The organism is Pseudomonas carassii (assembly GCF_036324045.1).
Taxonomy (GTDB): Bacteria; Pseudomonadota; Gammaproteobacteria; order Pseudomonadales; family Pseudomonadaceae; genus Aquipseudomonas; species Aquipseudomonas peradeniyensis.
Window position 1 is genome coordinate 59,292 of the sequence record NZ_JAZDCT010000001.1, and the last position, 19,578, is coordinate 78,869.

The following is a 19,578-nucleotide window of genomic DNA, read 5'->3' on the forward strand; positions in this document are numbered from 1 at the left end:
CGAGTGACGCTCCTACAAAGGCGGGACGAGGTCTGCCTCGGCAAATCCCAGGCAAAGAAAAACCCGGCCGAGGCCGGGTTTTTCGTGAAGCATCAAACCAATTACTTGGCCTGGGCTTCTACCTGAGCTTCTACGCGACGGTTGACGGCGCGGCCAGCATCGGTGGCGTTGTCGGCGACCGGACGGGTCTCACCGTAGCCAACCGAGTCAACACGGCTCGATTCGACGCCGTACTGCTGGGTCAGGACTTGCTTGACAGCATCGGCACGACGCTGGGACAGCTTCTGGTTGTAAGCGTCTGGACCCACGGAGTCAGTGTGACCTTCCACGGTGGTGGTGGTCTGTGGGTACTGCTTCATGAAGTCAGCCAGGTTCTTGATGTCGCCGTAGCTGTTTTGCTTGACGACCGACTTGTCGAAGTCGAACTTGACGTCCAGCTCAACGCGAACGACTTCGGCAACAGCCGGGCAGCCATCAGCGTCAACGGTGACGTTGGCTGGGGTGTCAGGGCACTTGTCGACGTTGTCGCAGACGCCATCGTTGTCGCTGTCGGAGCAGACTTCGGCGACTGGAGCCGGCGCAGGAGCGGCTTTCTGGCCACCGCTGCCACCGAAGTTCAGACCCAGACCAACGGTCGGACCCCACTCGGTGTTGCCGTTGTCGATGTTGTACATGGCTTCGACGCCAGCACGGGCGAAGAACATGTCGGTGATGTACCACTTGGCACCAGCGCCAACGTTGGCGAAGGTGGAGTGGTCACGGCCGCTGCGAGTGGCCTGGCCCAGGCTCTCGTGAGCGAAACCAGCGGAAACGTACGGACGCAGAGCATCGCCGACGGTACCGAAGTGGTAGGTGGCGTCCAGCTTGGTCTTGGAGCCTTTGATGTCTTTGTTGAAGACTTCACCACGAGCGTTGTGGGTCTCGTTGTAGCCCAGGTCCAGGGAGACGTCGTCGGTCAGGAAGTAACCGAGGCGAACACCTGGATTGGTGCCGGTGTTCTTGAAGTTACGCTCGCTGTCGTAGTACTGCTTGGTGACGTTGCCTTCGATTTCGACAGCGCCTTGGCCTTGAGCCAGAACGCCGAACGAAGTAGCGGCCACGAGCGAGCCAATGGCCAAGCCCAAGGTGTTTTTCAATTTCATCCGTTAAATCCCCATCTGGTGATAGTTAAGCAGTCCCACCAACATCCGGGGGACAACTCGACGGCAAGTCTAGCAGAACTTGCCGGTTGGTTAGAGGTATTTGCTGGCCACTAAGTTTCAGCCAGGCCTGCAAATTTCTCTCTAAGCTTGTCGAGCGCACGCTTGTAGCGCATTTTCGTGGCGCTCAGGCCCATGTGCATGATGTCCGCGATTTCCTGGAATTCCAGCTCTGCGACAAAACGCAGCACCAGGATTTCCCGGTCGATCGGGTTCACATGCACCAGCCATTTGTCCAGCCCGCCCTTCTCCTCCGGCTTCGGTGCCTTGTCCTCGGACGCCTCTTCGACAGGGTCCAGACTCAGGGCATCCATCAACCGGCGCTTGCGGCGCTCCTTGCGGTACTGGGTGATGCATTCGTTGTAGGTGATGCTGTAGAGCCAGGTCTTGAACTTGGACTTGCCCTCGAAGTTCTTCAACCCGTAGAGCACCTTGAGCATCACCTCCTGACAGACATCGTCGGCATCCCGATCGTTCCCCAGGTAGCGCGCGCAGACGTTGAACAGCGTGCGCTGGTAGCGGCGCATCAGCTCCTCGTAGGCGCGGGTGACGTGAAACAGCTCCTCATGCGAACGCGCCACCAACTCCTCGTCGGTGAGCTCGCGGGGGTCATAGCGCATGGGCGGCGAATGAACTTTATTCAAAACGGATCTGGCCGACAGTCAGGTCAATGTCGCCGCTCGGCCCCCAGGGCCGATTTTTGCGGCGGCATACATTAACAGCTTTTGTGCGGTTAGCGGCTATTCACGCGCTGCTCGAGCAGCTCGCGATTAGACAGCGACACCAGTTCGCCATCATCGGTCAGCAGGGTCGTCTTGACCGTGCCGATCTCCTCGATGTGGCCTTCGACCTCGCCAATGCGCACCTGCTGGCCGACTTGATACAGCTCGCGCACATAGATGCCGGCCAGGATCTGCCCGGCGATTTCCCGGCTGCCCAGGCCCATTGCCAGGGCAACTGCCAGACCAACGGTAATCAGCCCGATGACGATTACATGGTTGAGCAGGTCGGTCTTGACCTCGAGCTGGCTGATGGCCACCGAGATGCTGATGATGATCACCAAGCCCTGGGCGATGCGCCCGACGCCGGCGGCGTATTCCAGGCCGATGCCCTCGGCGGCGCCGCGCACCAGGCCGTTGACCAGTTGCGCCAGGAGCACGCCGGCCAGCAGCACCAGGGCTGCGCCGAACACCTTGGGCAGGTACAGGGCAAGCATGTCGAGGGTCGCCGAGACCCGCTCAAGCCCCAGGGATTCCGCGGCCGAGACCAGGAAGATCAGCAGCACGAACCAGTAGACGATCTTGCCGATCAGGGTCGAGATCGGCACCTGGATGCCGACCCGGGCGAGCATCTTGGTCAGCCCGGTACCGCTCATCAGGCGATCCAGGCCGAACTTGGCCAGCACCTTGGACAGCAGGGTGTCGAGCAGCTTGGCCACGACGAAACCGAGCAGCACCACGACCAGCGCGCCGAACAGGTTGGGGATGAAGTTCGCCACCTTGGTCCAAAGGGCAGTCATGGCGGTGACCAGGCTCTGGGTCCAGAGATCGAGTTCCATATTCAATCGGCCTTATCTGCGTTGCTGCCGGCGGCAGGTTTGCGGGTAGAGTTGCGACGGACCGGCGCGACATGCGCCGAGCCATTGTTCACGGCGATCAGCAGCGCCTGGCTCCAGCGGCCAAGCAGGCTGAACAGATCGCCCGCGCCGACCTGGCGGTTGGCGGTCTTGAGCACGCGACCCAGGCAGGCGGCGTCGTCGCGGTCCTGGCCGGACGGCGACGCCTTGAGCAGGTCGCGCAGGGATTCTTCAAACGGATCGTGCATGGGCACCTCGCGCAATGTCAGTCAAAGACGAGGGCTGGTGACGACGGGTCACACCTGCCACTGGGACGAATGTTTCAAATTGCCTCAGCTGGCCACTCTTTGTTGGGGGCCACTGCGCGCCCCATCGCGACACTAGGCCGCTCCCACAGGCAAACGCGGTCCCTGTAGGAGCGGCCTTGTGTCGCGATGGGCTGCGCAGCAGCCCCTTCGATGTCAAACCCACCGCAACCGCCGGAACATCCACCACTGCCCTGCTGCCAGTCCCAGCACGACGATGCAGGCGAACAGGAAGCCATAGGGGTTTTCCGCCCCCGGAATACCACCGACATTGATGCCCAGCAGCCCGGTGACGAAGCTCATGGGCAAGAAGATGCAGGTGATGATGCCGAACCGATACATGGTCCGGTTCATCCGCTCACTGCGCCGCCGGTCCTCGCTTTCCAGCACCAGCGCGGCGCGCTCGCGGGCCAGTTCGAGTTCTTCAAGGTAGCGGATCAGGCTGTTGTTCAGCTCGTTCCAGTAGTCGCCGTCGGCATCGGCGAACCAGCTGCATTTATTACGCGACAGCTGGGCATAAATGTCGCGCTGGGGCGCGAGGAAACGCCGCAGACCGGCAGCGCGGCGACGGATCTGCTGTAGGCTGCCTTGAGCTGGCGAATACCGTTCGTCGGATTCTACCTTTTCTTCTTCCAGATCGACCGCTTCGGCCAGGTCGCTGACCAGCGCCTGGACCTTTTCGGTCAGCAGCTCGCCCATCAGCAACAACAGCTCGGAGGCGGTTTTCGGCCCCCTGCCCTCGCCCAGCTGCTGCAGGACCTCGTCGCTCGCCCGCAGGGGGCGTAAACGCAGGGAAATGACTCGCCGCGCCTCGGCGAAGATGCGGACCGAAACCATGTCCTCGGGCTCGGCGCCCGGATTGAGGTTGACCCCGCGCAGGAACAGCAGCATCTGCTCGTCGGCCAGCGGCAGCAGACGCGGGCGGGTGTTCTCCTCTAGCAGCAGCTCGCAGGCGAACTCGCTCAAGCCACTGTCGTGGAGCAACCAGGTGCGGGTCTGCGGGTGACTGCGGTCCCAGTGCAGCCACAGGCTCTCCTGGGGCTGCAACTGCAGGTCGTCCAGCTCGGTGCGGGCGATCGAACGCGCGCCACCCTTGCCATCGAGCACCAGGGCATGCACCAGGCCCCACTGCGCGTTGTCTTCCTCGAACATCAAAGCTCCATCGGTGTACGGCGCGTCACTCGGGCATCTTCAGCGGGCTCGGCGAGACCAGCACGCCGTTGTTGTCGGCATACACGTACTCGCCCGGGCGGAAGGTCACGCCAGCGAAGGTCACCGCGACATTGAGGTCGCCGATGCCGCGCTTGTCGGTCTTCATCGGGTGGCTGGCCAGGGCCTGGATGCCGACATCGGTCTGCGCCAGCACGTCCACGTCACGCACGCAGCCGTAGATCAGCAGGCCTTCCCAGCCATTCTTCGCGGCCTTCTCGGCGAGCATGTCGCCCAAAAGCGCACGGCGCAGCGAGCCACCGCCGTCGACCACCAGGACCTTGCCCTTGCCGTCGAGCTCGACCTGTTCCTTGACCAGTGAGTTGTCCTCGAAGCACTTGATGGTGACGATCTGACCACCGAACGAGTCGTGGCCGCCGAAGTTGCTGAACATCGGTTCGAGCACCTGGACCAGGTCCGGGTAGGCGTCGCACAGGTCGGGCGTTACGTAATGCTGCATGGGAAACTCCTGTCAGTCACAACGAAAGCGGATGTGGAGCAAGGCTACACCGCAGGAGGCCGGCAGTCACCCGGGACCGGCGGGTCACAGCATTTAATCGTCTGAGCCCGCAATAGGACGTACATATTCAATTGGCGGGCACAGGCTCCATCACCACCGTCGAGGCATGCACCGGCACCCGCGGATCCCTCAGCCAGCGCTCAACCAGCGGCCACACCTGGGTTTGCGCCGCCTTGCTGACCAGCATGTCGACATGCCCGAAGGCCTCGAAGCCCTCCTCGCGCCCCAGGCGCAGGAACTGCCTGGCGTCACCGCCGAACTGCTCGAACAGCTTGCGGCAGGCCCACACCGGGTCCTGGAAGTCGCCGGCCCCGGCCACCGCCAGCAGCGGCACCTCGACCTCGGCCAGGCCCGCCCACCAGTCCTTGTCCTTGTCGCCGAAACGGCCGAACAGGCCATTCCAGCGCAGGCTCTCCAGGGCCAGGCCGATGGGTTCGTCCTCCGGACCACGCTTGAGGCGCGAACCCGAGATCTGCGCGAAGCGCTTGAGCAGCACGCGCGCGCCCCACTCCACCGGTGGTACTTTCAGCGGCCAGTAGACCCGGCTGACCTGGGTGCCGAACAGTGCCGCGCTGGCCACCAGCGCGGTGTCCAGGTAACCGCTGCCCAGCGACGCCGCCAGGGTGGTGCCGCCCAGCGAGTGGCCGACCCAGTGCGGCGCCTGCCCGGCCTGCTCGCGGACGAAGGCGCCGATTACCGGCAGATCGTAGCGCGCATAGTCGGCCACGCGATTCTGCCGCCAGTCGCGGTTGCGCGGCGACAGGCCATGGCCGCGCATCTCCGGGATCCACACATCGAAACCGGCGCGGGCCAGGAAGGCGCCCAGGCCGATGCCCTTGGGCGAGTACCAGAAGCGCCGGTTGGAGAAACTGCCGTGCAGGAGAATGACCGGCTCGCCCTGGGCCCGGTCCTGATCGGCCAGACCCAGGCGGGTGACGGCCAGCTCGACGCTCGGATCGGGGCTGTTGCCGGCCTTGATCCGATAGACGTCCTCGCTGAGGTCGCCGCGGCGCTCGGCACTGAGCAACGCGACGGGGAATTGGGTGGAGCTGCTTTGCATGAGTTCACGAAAAAACAGGTGACTTGAACGTGGGAGCGGGCTTGCCCCGCGATTGAACCAGACCTACAGACACTGCTGTCCCATCTGGCGCGATCGCAGGGCAAGCCCGCTCCCACAGTGTGTTGCCTTCAGCGCATCACGCCGCGCCCTGGCCCTCGGCCAGGAAGAACCAGGTCTCGAGCACCGAGTCCGGGTTCAGCGACACGCTCTCGATGCCCTGCTCCATCAGCCACTTGGCCAGGTCCGGGTGGTCCGACGGGCCCTGGCCGCAGATGCCGATGTACTTGCCAGCCTTGTTGCACGCGGCGATGGCGTTGGCCAACAGCTTCTTCACGGCCGGGTTACGTTCATCGAACAGGTGGGCGATGATGCCCGAGTCGCGGTCCAGGCCCAGGGTCAGCTGGGTCAGGTCGTTGGAGCCGATGGAGAAGCCGTCGAAGTACTCGAGAAACTCTTCGGCGAGGATGGCGTTGGACGGCAGCTCGCACATCATGATCACACGCAGGCCGTTATCACCGCGGGCCAGGCCGTTCTCGGCGAGCAGGTCGACGACCTGGCTGGCTTCGCCCAGGGTGCGCACGAACGGCACCATGATCTCGACGTTGGTCAGGCCCATCTCGTTGCGCACACGCTTCAGCGCACGGCACTCGAGCTCGAAGCAGTCACGGAACGACTCGCTGATGTAACGCGAGGCGCCGCGGAAGCCCAGCATCGGGTTCTCTTCTTCCGGCTCGTAGAGCTTGCCGCCGATCAGGTTGGCGTACTCGTTGGACTTGAAGTCCGACAGGCGCACGATGACCTTTTTCGGGTAGAAGGCCGCGGCCAGGGTGCTGATGCCCTCGACCAGCTTCTCGACATAGAAGCCGACCGGATCGTCGTAGCCGGCAATGCGTTTGTCGACGCTTTCCTTCAACTCCGGCGGCAGGCCGGCGTAGTTGAGCAGCGCCTTGGGGTGCACGCCGATCATGCGGTTGATGATGAATTCCAGGCGCGCCAGGCCGACACCGGCGTTGGGCAGCTGGGCGAAGTCGAAGGCGCGGTCCGGGTTGCCGACGTTCATCATGATCTTGAACGGAAGTTCCGGCATGGCATCGACCGAGTTCTGCTTGACGTCGAAGCCCAGCTCGCCTTCGAAGATGAAGCCGGTGTCGCCTTCGGCGCAGGACACGGTGACGCCCTGGCCGTCTTTCAGAACCTGGGTGGCGTTGCCGCAGCCGACAACGGCCGGAATGCCCAGTTCACGGGCGATGATCGCCGCGTGGCAGGTACGCCCGCCGCGGTTGGTAACGATGGCGCTGGCGCGCTTCATCACCGGTTCCCAGTCCGGGTCGGTCATGTCCGAGACCAGCACGTCGCCCGGCTGGACCTTGTCCATTTCCGAGACATCGTTGATTACGCGGACCTTGCCGGCGCCGATGCGCTGGCCAATGGCGCGGCCCTCGACCAGCACGGTGCCCTTCTCTTTGAGCAGGTAGCGTTCCATGACATTGGCGCTGGAACGGCTCTTCACGGTCTCGGGACGGGCCTGGACGATGTACAGTTTGCCGTCGTCACCGTCCTTGGCCCACTCGATGTCCATCGGGCGCTGGTAGTGCTGCTCGATGATCATCGCCTGCTTGGCCAGCTCGTTGACCTCGGCGTCGCTCAGGCAGAAGCGCGCGCGCTCGGCACGCTCGACCTCGACGGTCTTGACCGAGCGACCGGCCTTGGCTTCGTCGCCGTAGACCATCTTGATCGCCTTGCTGCCCAGGTTGCGGCGCAGAATCGCCGGACGGCCGGCCTGCAGGGTCTGCTTGTGCACGTAGAATTCGTCAGGGTTGACCGCACCCTGCACCACGGTTTCGCCCAGGCCGTAGGCGCCGGTGATGAACACCACGTCGCGGAAGCCCGACTCGGTGTCGAGGGTGAACATCACGCCGGCGGTGCCGGTCTCGGAGCGGACCATGCGCTGCACGCCGGCGGACAGGGCCACCAGCTTGTGGTCGAAGCCCTGGTGCACGCGGTAGGAAATGGCGCGGTCGTTGAACAGCGAGGCGAACACTTCCTTGGCCGCGCGGATCACGTTATCGACGCCACGGATGTTGAGGAAGGTCTCCTGCTGGCCGGCGAAGGAGGCATCCGGCAGGTCTTCGGCGGTGGCCGAGGAACGCACGGCCACCGCCATGTTTTCGTTGCCGCCGGCCATCTCGGCGAAGGCCGTACGGATTTCCGAATCAAGACGCGCCGGGAAATCGGCTTCCATCACCCACTGGCGGATCTGCGCGCCGGTCTTGGCCAGGGCGTTGACGTCATCGACGTCCAGCGCATCGAGCGCGGCGTGGATGCGGTCGTTGAGGCCACTTTGCTCGAGAAAATCGCGGTACGCCTGAGCCGTAGTGGCAAAGCCGCCCGGCACCGAGACACCGGCACCTGCGAGGTTACTGATCATCTCGCCCAGGGATGCGTTCTTGCCCCCCACATGCTCCACATCATGGACGCCGAGCTTATCGAGGGAAACTACGTACTCTACCAAGGTGATCTCTCCACTAACTGTATTGGAAAAGCTCAAGGGCGCCCGCCTGCCTGACTGACTGGGCCGGACGCTTGTGGCCTGGACCTGGAAAATAAGTGAGAATGCCGAGCAACCGCGTTCGGCAAACCGAACCTATCATATCCAGAAATCTTCGGCAGCTTAAGGCCCCCAGGTGCAAATGAAACGAACCGCGTTCTTCATCTCCGACGGTACCGGCATCACTGCAGAAACGCTGGGCCAGAGCCTGCTCGCACAATTCGAGAGCATTCCGTTCAATAAATTCACGCGCCCCTACATCGACACGCTGGACAAGGCCCGGGCCATGGTCCAGCAGATCAACGCCGCAGCCGAGCGCGACGGGGTGCGCCCGATCATTTTCGACACCATCGTCAACCAGGACATCCGTGAGGTCATGGCCACGTCCAATGGCTTCATGATCGACATCTTCTCGACGTTTTTATCCCCGCTCGAGCAGGAATTGACCGCCCATTCGTCGTATTCCGTGGGCAAATCCCACTCGATCGGCGGTAATTCCAACTACATGGAGCGCATCGAGGCGGTCAACTTCGCCCTCGACAACGACGATGGCGCGCGCACCCATTACTACGACAAGGCCGACCTGATCCTGGTTGGCGTGTCGCGCTGCGGCAAGACCCCGACCTGCCTGTACATGGCCATGCAGTTCGGCATCCGCGCCGCCAACTACCCGCTGACCGAGGACGACATGGAGCGCCTGCAGTTGCCGGCGGTGCTGAAGAAGCACCACAGCAAGCTGTTCGGCCTGACCATCGACCCCGACCGCCTGACCGCCATCCGCCACGAGCGCAAGCCCAACAGCCGCTACTCGAGCTTTGCCCAGTGCGAGTTCGAGGTGCGCGAGGTGGAGAACCTGTTCCGTCGGGAGAACATTCCCAACATCAACTCCACGCATTTCTCGGTGGAAGAGATTTCGGCGAAAATCCTGGTGGAGAAAGGCGTGGAGCGCAGGTTCAAGTAACACCGCCCCCCTGTAGGAGCGGCCTTGTGCCGCGAAAGGGGTGCGAAGCGCCCCCATGATTTGTGCATCAAGCTGATATTGCCGGGGCTGCTCTGCAGCCCTTTCGCGGCACAAGGCCGCTCCTACACAAAATTGTGCAACTCCAAATAGAAAGCCCCGGCATCACTGCCGGGGCTTTCTTTTACCTCAACGCAAGGCTCAGGACGGAATCACCGCCGCCTGCCCGCTCATCGCCAGGTCGACCAGCTCGCGGTTGGCCACCGCGTACATCGCATAGTCGGTGCCGGTGGCGTTGCGCAGGTCGTCGAGCATGGCGCGCCAGCGCTCGACCATGACGCGGTGCTGCTCGCACCACAGCGCTACCCGTGCATCCATGTCTTGCGGCGCGTCGGCCATCTGCAGCACGGAGATGGTGATCGCCCGCTGCTGCAGGTCGATGTCGTCGCGGAACGCCTCGCGGGCCAGGGCCTGCCAGTTGTTCTCCACCGGCAGGTTGCTGATCTCCTGCAGGTACCAGGTCAGGTCCAGCGAGCTGCCCACGGCGAAGAACGCCTTGGCCACCTGCGCCGGATCGTGACCGGTGACGTCCGAGGCCTCGATGATCGGCAACAGGGTGTACAGGTGGGTGGTACCGGCGACCATGCGTGCCAGCAACTCCGGCACACCGGCCTCGACGAAGCCCTGGTAGCGGACCATCCAGCGCTCGCGGGTCGGACCTTCCAGCAATTCGTCCAGCTTCAGACCCAGTTGCGCGAGCACCGGCCCGAAGTGGGCGACATCGCGCCCCGCGTCCTGCTCGTTACGGCGGCTGCGCAGGAACCAGCGGGTGGCGCGGCGGCCCAGGCGCATCAACTCGTCCATCAGGGTCAGCTGGATCTCGGCCGGGACCTGGTAGTCCAGGGCCTCGATCTGGCGGAACCAGTGCGGCAGGTGGAAGATGTCACGCACGATCACGTAGGCGCCGGCGACGTTGGCCGGGCTCATGCCGGTGGACTCCTTCAGGCGCTGGACGAAGGTGATGCCCATGTTGTTGACCAGGTCGTTGGCGATCTGGGTGCTGACGATCTCGCGCTTGAGGCGGTGACGGCGCATCGAGTCGGCGAACTTGCTCACCAGCGACGGCGGGAAGGCCGTCTCCATGTCGCGGGTCAGGTAGTCGTCGTCCGGCACCAGCGACTTGAGCAGTTGCTCCTTGAGGTCGATCTTGCTGTACGAGATCAACACCGACAGCTCGGCGCGGGTCAGGCCCTGGCCTGCCGCCAGGCGTTCGGCCAGCTGTTCCTCGGTGGGCAGGAACTCGATGGCGCGGTCCAGCTTGCCACGGGCCTCGAGGTCGGCCATCAGGCGCTTGTACTCGGCGATCCGCTCGCGGGCGCGGCGGGCGGCCAGCGACAGCGCCTGGGTCTGCTTGTAGTTGTTGCCCAGCACCAGCCCTGCGACTTCGTCGGTCATGCTGCCCAGCAGCTGGTTGCGCTGCTTCTCGGTCATGTCGCCACCCTGCACAACCTCGTTGAGCAGGATCTTGATGTTGACCTCGTGGTCGGAGCAGTCCACACCGCCGGCGTTGTCGATGAAGTCGGTGTTGGTGGCACCGCCGTTGAGGCCGAACTCGACACGGCCGAGCTGGGTCATGCCCAGGTTGCCGCCCTCGCCCACCACCTTGCAGCGCAGCTCGTTGCCGTTGACGCGCAGGGCGTCGTTGGCCTTGTCGCCGACATCGGCGTGGCTTTCAGTGCTGGCCTTGACGTAGGTGCCGATACCGCCGTTCCACAGCAGGTCGACCGGCGCCTGCAGCAGCGCGTGCAGCAGTTCGGTCGGGGTCAGGCGGTCGGCTTCGATGGCGAAGCGTTCCTTCATCTGCGGGCTGATGGCGATGCTCTTGGCGCTGCGCGGGAAGATCCCGCCGCCTTCGGACATGATGCCGGTGTCGTAGTCGCTCCAGGCCGAGCGCGGCAGGTCGAACAGGCGCTTGCGCTCGACGAAGCTGGTGGCCGGATCCGGATTCGGGTCGATGAAGATGTGCAGGTGGTTGAACGCGGCCACCAGTTGCAGCTTGTCGGACATCAGCAGGCCGTTGCCGAACACGTCGCCGGCCATGTCGCCGACACCGACCACGGTGATCGGGTCTTCCTGCACGTTGATGCCGCGTTCGCGGAAGTGGCGCTGCACGCCGACCCAGGCGCCACGGGCGGTGATGCCCATCTTCTTGTGGTCGTAGCCAGCCGAGCCGCCAGAGGCGAAGGCGTCGCCCAGCCAGAAGCCGTAGTCGATGGCAATGCCGTTGGCGATGTCGGAGAAGGTCGCGGTGCCTTTGTCGGCCGCCACCACCAGGTACGGGTCATCGTCATCGTGGCGCACCACGTTGGCCGGCGGCACCACGCCACCGTCCTTGAGATTGTCGGTGATGTCGAGCAGGCCGGAGATGAAGATGCGGTAGCACGCCACGCCTTCGGCGGCGATCTCGTCACGGCTGCCTCCCAGCGGCAGGCGGCGCGGCAGGAAACCGCCCTTGGCGCCCACCGGCACGATCACCGAGTTCTTCACCTGCTGGGCCTTGACCAGGCCGAGCACTTCGGTGCGGAAGTCCTCTTCGCGATCCGACCAGCGCAGGCCGCCGCGGGCGACGTTGCCGAAGCGCAGGTGCACGCCCTCGACCCGTGGCGAATAGACGAAGATCTCGAATTTCGGCACGGGTTTCGGCAGTTCCGGGATCAGCTTGGGATTGAACTTGAAGCTGAAGTACGACTTGTTCTGGCCGTTGGCGTCCGGCTGGTAGAAGTTGGTGCGCAGGGTGGCCTTGATCAGGTCCAGGTAGCGACGCAGGATGCGGTCCTCGTTGAGCACCTGGACCTCGTCCAGGGCGCTGAGAATCGCCTGCTCCAGGCGCTGCTGCTTGTCGTCCAGGTCCTCCTGGGTCAGCTTGCGCGCCAGGTAGAAGCGGGTCTTGAACAACCGGGTCAGCTCGCGAGCGATGTCGGTGTGGTTGTTCAGGGTGCTGGCGATGTAGCCCAGGTCGAAGCCCAGGCGGATCTGCTTGAGGTAGCGGGCGTAGGCACGCAGCAGCGCCACGTCGCGCCACGGCAGGCCGGCGGTCAGCACCAGGCGGTTGAAGGCGTCGTTCTCGGCGTCGCCCTTGACGATATGGACGAAGGCGTCCTGGAAGGTGTCGTTGAGCTGCTGGATATCAAGATTGAGGCCTTCGCTGTAGGTGAAGGCGAAGTCATGGATCCAGAACTCACGACCGCTGGCATGGCGCAGGCGGTACGGGAACTCGCCGAGCACGCGCAGGCCGAGGTTTTCCAGGATCGGCAGCACGTCCGACAGCGCCAGCGGCGTATCGGCGTGGTACAGCTTGCAGTGCAACTGGCGCTCGCCCAGCTGGGTCAGCGGCTGGTAGAAGCTCATGGCCAGCGGCTTGGCTTCCGACAGGTTCAGCACATGCTGCATGTCGACCACCGCCGAGTGCGCGGCGAAGCGCTCGCGGTAGCCGGCCGGGAAGCCTTTCGGGAAGTCGGCCAGGATGTTGGTGCCGTGGGCCTCGCCGAAGTTCTCCACCACCAGCGCCGAGAAGTCGTCCTGCCACGAACGGCAGGCCTGGATCACTTCGTTTTCCAGCTGCTGCGGATCGATGTCGATACGGTTCTTCGGGTCGACGCGCAGGATCAGCTGCACGCGGGCCAGCACCGATTCGGAGAAGAAGGTCCAGAACTCGCAGTCGGTGGCCTTCAGGCGCTCCATCAGCACCTGCTGGATCTTCTGCCGCACTTCGGTGGAGTAGATCTCCCGCGGCACATAGGCCAGGCAGTAGCAGAAGCGACCGTACGGGTCCTTGCGCAGGAACACGCGAATCTTGTTGCGCTCCTGGATCTGCACGATCGACATGACGGTGCTCAGCAGTTCGTCGACCGGCGTCTGGAACAGGTCGTCACGGGGCAGCACCTCGAGGACCTGGGCCAACTCCTTGCCCAGGTGGGCTTTGGGGTCGAAATTGGAACGGCGCTCGACTTCGGCAACCTTGCCGCGGATGTACGGGATGGTGTGCACGCTCTCGCCGTACACCGACGAGGTGTACAGGCCCATGAAACGGCATTCCTTGATGACCTTGCCGTCTTGGTCGATCTGACGGATCGACACGTAGTCCGGGTACGCCGGACGGTGCACGCGGCTCGGCTGCGAGGCCTTGGCGAACGACAGCAGGCGCGGCTCGCGCAGGTAGGCGACGGCATAGTCCTCGATGCGCAGGTCGTCGGCGCCAAGGCCTGCGCGCAGCAGGCGGGCCAGGCCCAGGAACGAGGCCTCGTCGTAGACCAGGTGGCCGCCGTCGGCATCGGACTCGACGGTGAACTCCTCGTAGCCGAGGAAGGTGAAGTGGTTGTCCAGCAGCCACGACAGGAAGCTCTTCACCTCGGCCTTGTCGCTCTGCGCCGGGCCGAAGGCGTTCTGCTCCACCAGCTCCAGCAGCTCGCGGATCTTGGCTTTCATCGGCTCGAAGTCGGCGACCACGCCGCGCACTTCGGCCAGTACCTGCTCCAGCTCCATGCTCAAGGTGTTGAGCTCGGCGGTGTTGGCGCAGCGATCAATCTCCAGGTACATCAGCGACTCATGGCTGACGCCCTCGCCCTGGGTGCCCTTGGGCAGCAGCTCGACCAGCTCGCCCTTGGCGCCGCGGCGCACGCTGAGCACGGTGGTCTGCAGGGTGTGGATGCTGTAGCCGCGGCGGTTGAGCTCGGTGCGCACCGAGTCGACCAGGAACGGCAGGTCGTGGTGCAGCACCTCGACCACAGTGTGGGTCGATTGCCAGCCGTGGCGTTCGTAATCGGGGTTGTAGACCCGCACCTGCGGGTGTTCGGGGTCGAAGCGCTCGATGATGCGCCAGGCGGACAGCGTGCAGCCGGCCAAGTCCGACAGCCTGCGCTGAGTGAGTTCGTCCAGAGAGATGATGCCGAAGAACTGGTCGGCGAACAGCGCCACTTGTGGCAGGGACTGTTCGCTGATGTGCTGCGCCAGGGCCGCCTGCAGTTGATGCTGGAAGTCGGCTTTGCTGGCTGCGGTGAAGAACGCCATCTGTGGTACTCCGCTTGGGCTTTGTTATAGGTGAAGCGTCGCGTACGTCCGCCGTGTACGGATCAACGATAGCCAACCCGCGGCAAGCCGGACGGTAAAACCAGGCGTTGGACATGAGCGTCATGTCCACCGACTGGGGAGCTTAACGACTGAACGGTCACCGCGGCTTGCAGCGCTGCGACAATTTCGGTCAATGCGCGGTAACTTTACGTTTATCGCGGCCACCAAGGCTGTCAGAATTCCTTTCCCTTGCCATTGACCCGAGCCGCCCATGCAACTGAAAACCGCCCTGCTCTTCGCCACCCCCTGCGACGACGAGGAAGACAACATGGCGACCCTGTGCTGCCACAGCGACAAGGGCCAGATGTTCCTGCTGACCCGTTATCCGGACGAGGACACCGTCGACCTGACCCTGGATGACGAGCCGTCGACCCTGGACGGGCTGAAGGTAACCCTGAGCGCGCAGCGGCTGCTGATCGAGGTGGCGGCTGGGGATCGTGATGCGCTGAAGGGGGATGAAACGCTGGAGATCATTCTGACCAGCGCCGGAACCGACCTGGAGGAAGTGGCGCTGACCTTGCGCAATATCCTCGACGGGACCGGGACGTTCGTGTCCGAGCTCTGAACCGATACATCGCCCCCTGTAGGAGCGGCCTTGTGTCGCGAAAGGGGTGCGAAGCGCCCCCCTTATTGGTGCATCACGCTGATATAGCCGGGGCCGCTATGCGGCCCTTTCGCGGCACAAGGCCGCTCCTACAGGGAACGCGCAAGCCTTCAGGACATTGACAGCCCACTATCGACACAGGCATTGTCTGACAACCTGACTAACAAGAAACCTCTGTCCATGCTCCAGCTCCAGCGCCCCGACACCCTCGTCGAACGGGTTGTCAGCGCCATCCGCGCCGAGATCGATTCCGGCCGCCTGGCCGCCGAATCGCGCCTGCCCACCGAACAGCAACTGGCTGAACAGCTCAATGTCAGCCGCTCGGTGGTGCGCGAGGCCGTGGCGCAGCTCAAGGCCGACGGGGTGCTGATCGCCCGCCGCGGGCTCGGTTCTTACATCTCGCAGACGCCCAGCGGCACGGTGTTCCGCTTCCCCGGCAGCCAGGGTCGCAAGCCGGACCTGGTGCAGATGTTCGAGATGCGCTTGTGGATCGAGACCCAGGCCGCCGCCATCGCCGCCCGCCGCCGCGACGCCGACGACCTCGCGCGCATGGCCAGCGCCCTGGGCACCATGGAAGACCCGCGCAGCGACTTTGCCACGGCCTCGGCCGCCGACGTGGCCTTCCACCGCGCCATCGCCGAAGCCAGCAAGAACGACTACTTCGTCGCCTTCCACGATTTCCTCGGCGGCCAGCTGGCCGCCGCGCGCCGCACCGCCTGGGAAAACTCCGCCACCCCGGCGGTGGGCGGTTCGGCCGATGCCCTGCGCGAGCACCGGGCGCTGTACCAGGCCATCGCCGACGGCGACCGCCAGGCGGCGGCCGGCTGCGCCGAAGCCCACCTGCGCGCCTCGGCCAAGCGCCTGAAACTCGACCTTCCCGACCTCGACTGACCCCGGAGAACCCCATCGTGGCCTGGCGAGGCTTTCACGCGCACCACTTAGTCTGACAACCTGATAAGCAGATTCACCGACAAGAATACCAAGGTACCCTGCATGACCTACGACTACTGCATCATCGGCGGCGGCATCGTCGGCCTCGCCACCGCGATGGCCCTGCTCGAACGACGCCCCGGCGCTTCGCTGCTGATCCTGGAAAAGGAGGCCAGCCTCGGCCGCCACCAGACCGGCCACAACAGCGGCGTGATCCATGCCGGCATCTACTACGCCCCCGGCAGCCTCAAGGCCGACCTGTGCAAGCGCGGCGCCCAAGCCACCAAGGATTTCTGCAGTGAGCACGGCATCGCCTTCGAGGTCTGCGGCAAGCTGCTGGTGGCCTCCAACGACCTGGAAGTGCAGCGCATGCAGGCGCTGTACGAGCGCTCGCAGCAGAACGGCCTGAAAGTCGAACGCCTGGATGCCGGTGCCCTGCGCGAGCGGGAACCGAACATCGTCGGCAAGGGCGCGTTGTTCCTCGATGCCACCGGCATCGTCGACTACCAGCAGGTGTGCGACGCCATGGCCAAGGTGATCCGCCGGGCCGGTGGCGAGCTGCGCCTGTCCACCACCGTGCGCGCCATCCAGGAGCATGCCGATCATGTCGCGATCAGCGCCGACGGCAATGCCTGGCGCGCCCGCCAGCTGGTGGCCTGCGCCGGTCTGCAGTCCGACCGCCTGGCGCGCCTGGCCGGGGTCAGGATCGACCATCAGATCATCCCCTTCCGCGGCGAGTACTACCGCCTGCCGGCGAGCAAGAACCAGATCGTCAATCACCTGATCTACCCGATCCCCGACCCGGAGCTGCCATTCCTCGGCGTGCACCTGACGCGGATGATCGACGGCAGCGTCACCGTCGGCCCCAACGCGGTGCTCGGTTTCGGCCGGGAGAACTACCGCAAGTTCTCGGTGAACTGGCGCGATGTCGCCGAGTACGCGCGCTTCCCCGGTTTCTGGAAAACCATCTGGAACAACCTCGGTTCCGGCACCACCGAGATGAAGAACTCGCTGTTCAAGCGCGGCTACCTGGAACAGTGCCGCAAGTATTGCCCGTCCCTCGACGTCGAGGACCTGCTGCCCTATGAAGCCGGCATCCGCGCCCAGGCGGTGATGCGCGACGGCACCCTGGTGCACGACTTCCTGTTCGCCGAGACGCCCCGCATGGTGCATGTGTGCAATGCGCCATCGCCCGCCGCCACCTCGGCCATCCCCATCGGCCAGATGATCGCCGAGAAAATTCTAGAGGCCCGCTGATCCACCCGCTGCATCCACAATTACAAAGACAACAAGGAAAACCCCAATGTCGGTACACGAGACGGCCCCGGCCGCGAGCGAAACCCCCGAACAGCAACGCAAGCGCCTGCGCAAGGTGGCGGCGGCGACCATCTTCGGCTCGATGCTGGAGTGGTACGACTTCTACCTCTACGCCACCATGGCGGCGATCGTCTTCTCGAAGATCTTCTTCGATCCGAGCAATCCGGCGGTGGCCTCGCTGCTGGCATTCTCCACCTTCGCCATCGGCTTCATCGCCCGTCCTTTCGGCGGCGTGCTGTTCGGCTATCTGGGCGACCGCTTCGGGCGCAAGCACGTGCTGGTGATCACCTTCTGCATGATGGGCCTGTGCACCATGCTGATCGGCCTGATCCCCGGCTATGCCACCATCGGCATCTGGGCGCCGATCCTGCTGGTGATCATCCGCATCATCCAGGGCCTGGGCGCCGGCGCCGAGCTGTCCGGCGCGGCGGTGACCTCGTACGAGCACGCCAGCGAAGGCAAACGCGGCAGCCAGGGCGCCTGGCCGGCGCTGGGGCTGAACCTGGGCCTGCTGCTGTCGTCGCTGACCGTGTACCTGCTGACCATGAACGGCAACGAGTTCCTCCTCGCCGGCGGCTGGCGCATCCCGTTCATCGCCAGCATTGCCCTGGTGGCGGTGGGCCTATGGGTGCGCAAGAGCATCCCCGAGACCCCGGATTTCAAGGAGCTGGACAAGGCCGACGACAAGCCGCAGGTGTCGCCACTCAAGCTGCTGTTCAGGAATGACCTCAAGGGTCTGGCCGTGGTGTTCTTCGTGGCCGTGGGCTACAACGCCCTGAGCTACATCTTCAAGACCTTCTCGCTGGCCTACCTGACTCAGTTCAAGGGCGTCGAGGCCCATGTCACCTCACTGTCGGTGACCCTGGCCAGCCTGGTGGCGATCTTTGCCGTGCCGTTCTTCGGCTGGCTGTGCGACAAGTGGAGCAGCAAGACCGTGCTGATGCTCGGCGGGCTGCTGTCGGCGCTGTTCGCCTACCCGTTCCTGCAACTGCTGTCGACCGGCGAGCCGATGCTGATCTACCTGGCCATCGCCGTGGGCACCGGGATCCTGGCGCCGATGATGTTCGCCCCGCAGGGCTCGTTCCTCAGCCGACAGTTCCCAACCCAGACCCGCTCGTCGGGGTTCGGCACCGGGCGCGAGGTCGGCACCGCCGTGGCCGGTGGCCTGGCGCCACTGGGCGGGCTGGCGCTGGTGGCCGGCTCGGCGACTCACTCCACCGATGGCGTGGCGCTGATCCTGGCGGTGGCCGGGGTGCTGGTGGTGGTGTTCGCGTTCTTTGACCAGGGCTGGCGGCATTCGAAGGCGAAGAATTGACCTGGCGATAGCCTTGTAACGCCTGTGATCATGGTTGGCCTCCCTGAAATGGTCGGTGCCCATGCAGGCCTCTTCCCGGGCAAACTGCTCCCACAGTCAGGCTTCGATGAACCTGTGGGAGTGGGTTTACCCGCGAAAGACCCCGGATGAACGACACAAAAACCCAGACGAAAAAAAGCCCGCCAGTGTGAGAGCGGGCCAAGGACCTACGAAGATTCTTCTAGCGACCAACTAGCTTCCACGATAGGTCGAATAGCTGTACGGCGAAATCAGCAGCGGCACGTGGTAGTGCTCCTGCTGCTCGTCGATACCGAAGCGCAGCACGACCACGTCGAGAAACGCGGTGTCCGGCAGCTTCACACCCTTGGCGCGGTAGTAGTCACCGGCGCTGAACTGCAACTGATAGACGCCGGTGCGGTAGTCGTCACCCTGCAGCAGCGGCGCGTCGACGCGGCCATCGCTGTTGGTCAGGGCGGTGTTCACCAGTTCCAGTTGCTGGCCTTCGACACGGTACAGCTCGACCTTGATCGAGCTGCCCGGGCAGCCATGCGCGGCGTCCAGTACGTGTGTGGTCAAACGTCCCATTTGCTTGTCGCCTCTTGTCGTATGCGTGGGCAAAAAATACACGGCAATCACCGGGCACGGGGCCTGCGGCGTGCGGGAATGACGCCATTAAGACAGTTTAACGATAGATTGTACACAATTTTTTATCCCCTCCCGCGCAACCTCAACAGAACAGTCCGCCAGTCGCAAAGACACGCGCCATGCCGCCGTCCACGGCATTAATTGACCAATCGGGCAGGTTTCTTGCAAGTCATTCCCACGCGACAAATGGGAAGAAATGCGGAAAAACAGGCTTACAAAAGATTTCAGAAGTTGTATACAATCAGCCCATCCGGTGGTGCGACAT

15 protein-coding genes are annotated in these 19,578 nt (G+C 64.0%); 5 read left to right on the plus strand and 10 right to left on the minus strand.

Annotated elements, in window-relative coordinates; genetic code table 11:
- Nucleotides 1-101 precede the first annotated feature (101 nt).
- The 8 genes from V0R62_RS00225 to ppsA form a co-directional block, all read right to left on the minus strand.
- Entirely contained in the window at nt 102-1,142 is a 1,041-nt protein-coding gene (locus V0R62_RS00225) for an OmpA family protein (protein ID WP_330102271.1), read from the minus strand.
- A 110-nt stretch (nt 1,143-1,252) separates the two neighbouring features.
- Nucleotides 1,253-1,819, minus strand: coding sequence for an RNA polymerase sigma factor SigX (gene sigX, locus V0R62_RS00230; RefSeq protein ID WP_050704759.1), 567 nt, complete (start codon nt 1,817-1,819; stop codon nt 1,253-1,255).
- A 113-nt stretch (nt 1,820-1,932) separates the two neighbouring features.
- Nucleotides 1,933-2,757 carry a mechanosensitive ion channel family protein gene (locus V0R62_RS00235; RefSeq protein ID WP_110739094.1) on the minus strand — a complete coding sequence of 275 codons (825 nt, stop codon included), beginning with the start codon at nt 2,755-2,757 and terminating at the stop codon, nt 1,933-1,935.
- A 2-nt stretch (nt 2,758-2,759) separates the two neighbouring features.
- Nucleotides 2,760-3,023, minus strand: a complete 264-nt coding sequence (locus V0R62_RS00240) for a hypothetical protein (protein WP_028692938.1) — start codon at nt 3,021-3,023, stop codon at nt 2,760-2,762.
- 213 nt (nt 3,024-3,236) lie between these two features.
- Nucleotides 3,237-4,232 (minus strand): zinc transporter ZntB, encoded by a 996-nt coding sequence (locus V0R62_RS00245; protein WP_330102272.1) that lies wholly within the window; start codon nt 4,230-4,232, stop codon nt 3,237-3,239.
- Between the two features lie 25 nt (nt 4,233-4,257).
- Entirely contained in the window at nt 4,258-4,749 is a 492-nt protein-coding gene (gene rraA / locus V0R62_RS00250; protein WP_023630330.1) for a ribonuclease E activity regulator RraA, read from the minus strand.
- A gap of 127 nt (nt 4,750-4,876) precedes the next feature.
- Nucleotides 4,877-5,869 (minus strand): alpha/beta hydrolase, encoded by a 993-nt coding sequence (locus tag V0R62_RS00255; protein ID WP_330102273.1) that lies wholly within the window; start codon nt 5,867-5,869, stop codon nt 4,877-4,879.
- 136 nt (nt 5,870-6,005) lie between these two features.
- Nucleotides 6,006-8,381: a phosphoenolpyruvate synthase gene (gene ppsA, locus V0R62_RS00260; RefSeq protein WP_028692935.1), complete on the minus strand. Its 2,376-nt coding sequence runs from the start codon at nt 8,379-8,381 to the stop codon at nt 6,006-6,008.
- 178 nt (nt 8,382-8,559) lie between these two features.
- Between ppsA and ppsR the strand changes: the two genes are divergently transcribed.
- On the plus strand, nt 8,560-9,378 hold the full coding sequence (gene ppsR, locus V0R62_RS00265; protein WP_028692934.1) for a posphoenolpyruvate synthetase regulatory kinase/phosphorylase PpsR: 819 nt from the start codon (nt 8,560-8,562) through the stop codon (nt 9,376-9,378).
- A 198-nt stretch (nt 9,379-9,576) separates the two neighbouring features.
- Here the strand turns inward: ppsR and V0R62_RS00270 are convergent, their stop codons facing one another.
- Complete coding sequence (locus V0R62_RS00270; protein ID WP_330102274.1) at nt 9,577-14,442, minus strand: NAD-glutamate dehydrogenase; 4,866 nt, start codon at nt 14,440-14,442, stop codon at nt 9,577-9,579.
- 271 nt (nt 14,443-14,713) lie between these two features.
- On the opposite strand from V0R62_RS00270, the gene V0R62_RS00275 reads away from it, so the two are divergent.
- From V0R62_RS00275 to V0R62_RS00290, 4 genes are all read left to right on the plus strand, one after another.
- Complete coding sequence (locus tag V0R62_RS00275; protein ID WP_234561252.1) at nt 14,714-15,067, plus strand: hypothetical protein; 354 nt, start codon at nt 14,714-14,716, stop codon at nt 15,065-15,067.
- A 219-nt stretch (nt 15,068-15,286) separates the two neighbouring features.
- On the plus strand, nt 15,287-15,997 hold the full coding sequence (locus tag V0R62_RS00280; protein WP_050704752.1) for a FadR/GntR family transcriptional regulator: 711 nt from the start codon (nt 15,287-15,289) through the stop codon (nt 15,995-15,997).
- 102 nt (nt 15,998-16,099) lie between these two features.
- On the plus strand, nt 16,100-17,293 hold the full coding sequence (gene lhgO, locus V0R62_RS00285; protein ID WP_330102275.1) for an L-2-hydroxyglutarate oxidase: 1,194 nt from the start codon (nt 16,100-16,102) through the stop codon (nt 17,291-17,293).
- 46 nt (nt 17,294-17,339) lie between these two features.
- Nucleotides 17,340-18,668, plus strand: coding sequence for an MFS transporter (locus V0R62_RS00290; RefSeq protein WP_330102276.1), 1,329 nt, complete (start codon nt 17,340-17,342; stop codon nt 18,666-18,668).
- A gap of 231 nt (nt 18,669-18,899) precedes the next feature.
- Here V0R62_RS00290 and uraH read toward each other — a convergent pair whose 3' ends face one another.
- On the minus strand, nt 18,900-19,253 hold the full coding sequence (uraH, locus tag V0R62_RS00295; RefSeq protein ID WP_028692847.1) for a hydroxyisourate hydrolase: 354 nt from the start codon (nt 19,251-19,253) through the stop codon (nt 18,900-18,902).
- Nucleotides 19,254-19,578 lie beyond the last annotated feature (325 nt).

Bases quoted from the DNA above. Each gene is read 5' to 3' on its own strand.
- V0R62_RS00225 (WP_330102271.1), bottom strand. From the start codon at position 1,142: ATGAAATTGAAAAACACCTTGGGCTTGGCCATTGGCTCGCTCGTGGCC.
- sigX (WP_050704759.1), bottom strand. From the start codon at position 1,819: ATGCGCTATGACCCCCGCGAGCTCACCGACGAGGAGTTGGTGGCGCGT.
- V0R62_RS00235 (WP_110739094.1), bottom strand. From the start codon at position 2,757: ATGGAACTCGATCTCTGGACCCAGAGCCTGGTCACCGCCATGACTGCC.
- V0R62_RS00240 (WP_028692938.1), bottom strand. From the start codon at position 3,023: ATGCACGATCCGTTTGAAGAATCCCTGCGCGACCTGCTCAAGGCGTCG.
- V0R62_RS00245 (WP_330102272.1), bottom strand. From the start codon at position 4,232: ATGTTCGAGGAAGACAACGCGCAGTGGGGCCTGGTGCATGCCCTGGTG.
- rraA (WP_023630330.1), bottom strand. From the start codon at position 4,749: ATGCAGCATTACGTAACGCCCGACCTGTGCGACGCCTACCCGGACCTG.
- V0R62_RS00255 (WP_330102273.1), bottom strand. From the start codon at position 5,869: ATGCAAAGCAGCTCCACCCAATTCCCCGTCGCGTTGCTCAGTGCCGAG.
- ppsR (WP_028692934.1), top strand. From the start codon at position 8,560: ATGAAACGAACCGCGTTCTTCATCTCCGACGGTACCGGCATCACTGCA.
- V0R62_RS00270 (WP_330102274.1), bottom strand. From the start codon at position 14,442: ATGGCGTTCTTCACCGCAGCCAGCAAAGCCGACTTCCAGCATCAACTG.
- V0R62_RS00275 (WP_234561252.1), top strand. From the start codon at position 14,714: ATGCAACTGAAAACCGCCCTGCTCTTCGCCACCCCCTGCGACGACGAG.
- V0R62_RS00280 (WP_050704752.1), top strand. From the start codon at position 15,287: ATGCTCCAGCTCCAGCGCCCCGACACCCTCGTCGAACGGGTTGTCAGC.
- lhgO (WP_330102275.1), top strand. From the start codon at position 16,100: ATGACCTACGACTACTGCATCATCGGCGGCGGCATCGTCGGCCTCGCC.
- V0R62_RS00290 (WP_330102276.1), top strand. From the start codon at position 17,340: ATGTCGGTACACGAGACGGCCCCGGCCGCGAGCGAAACCCCCGAACAG.
- uraH (WP_028692847.1), bottom strand. From the start codon at position 19,253: ATGGGACGTTTGACCACACACGTACTGGACGCCGCGCATGGCTGCCCG.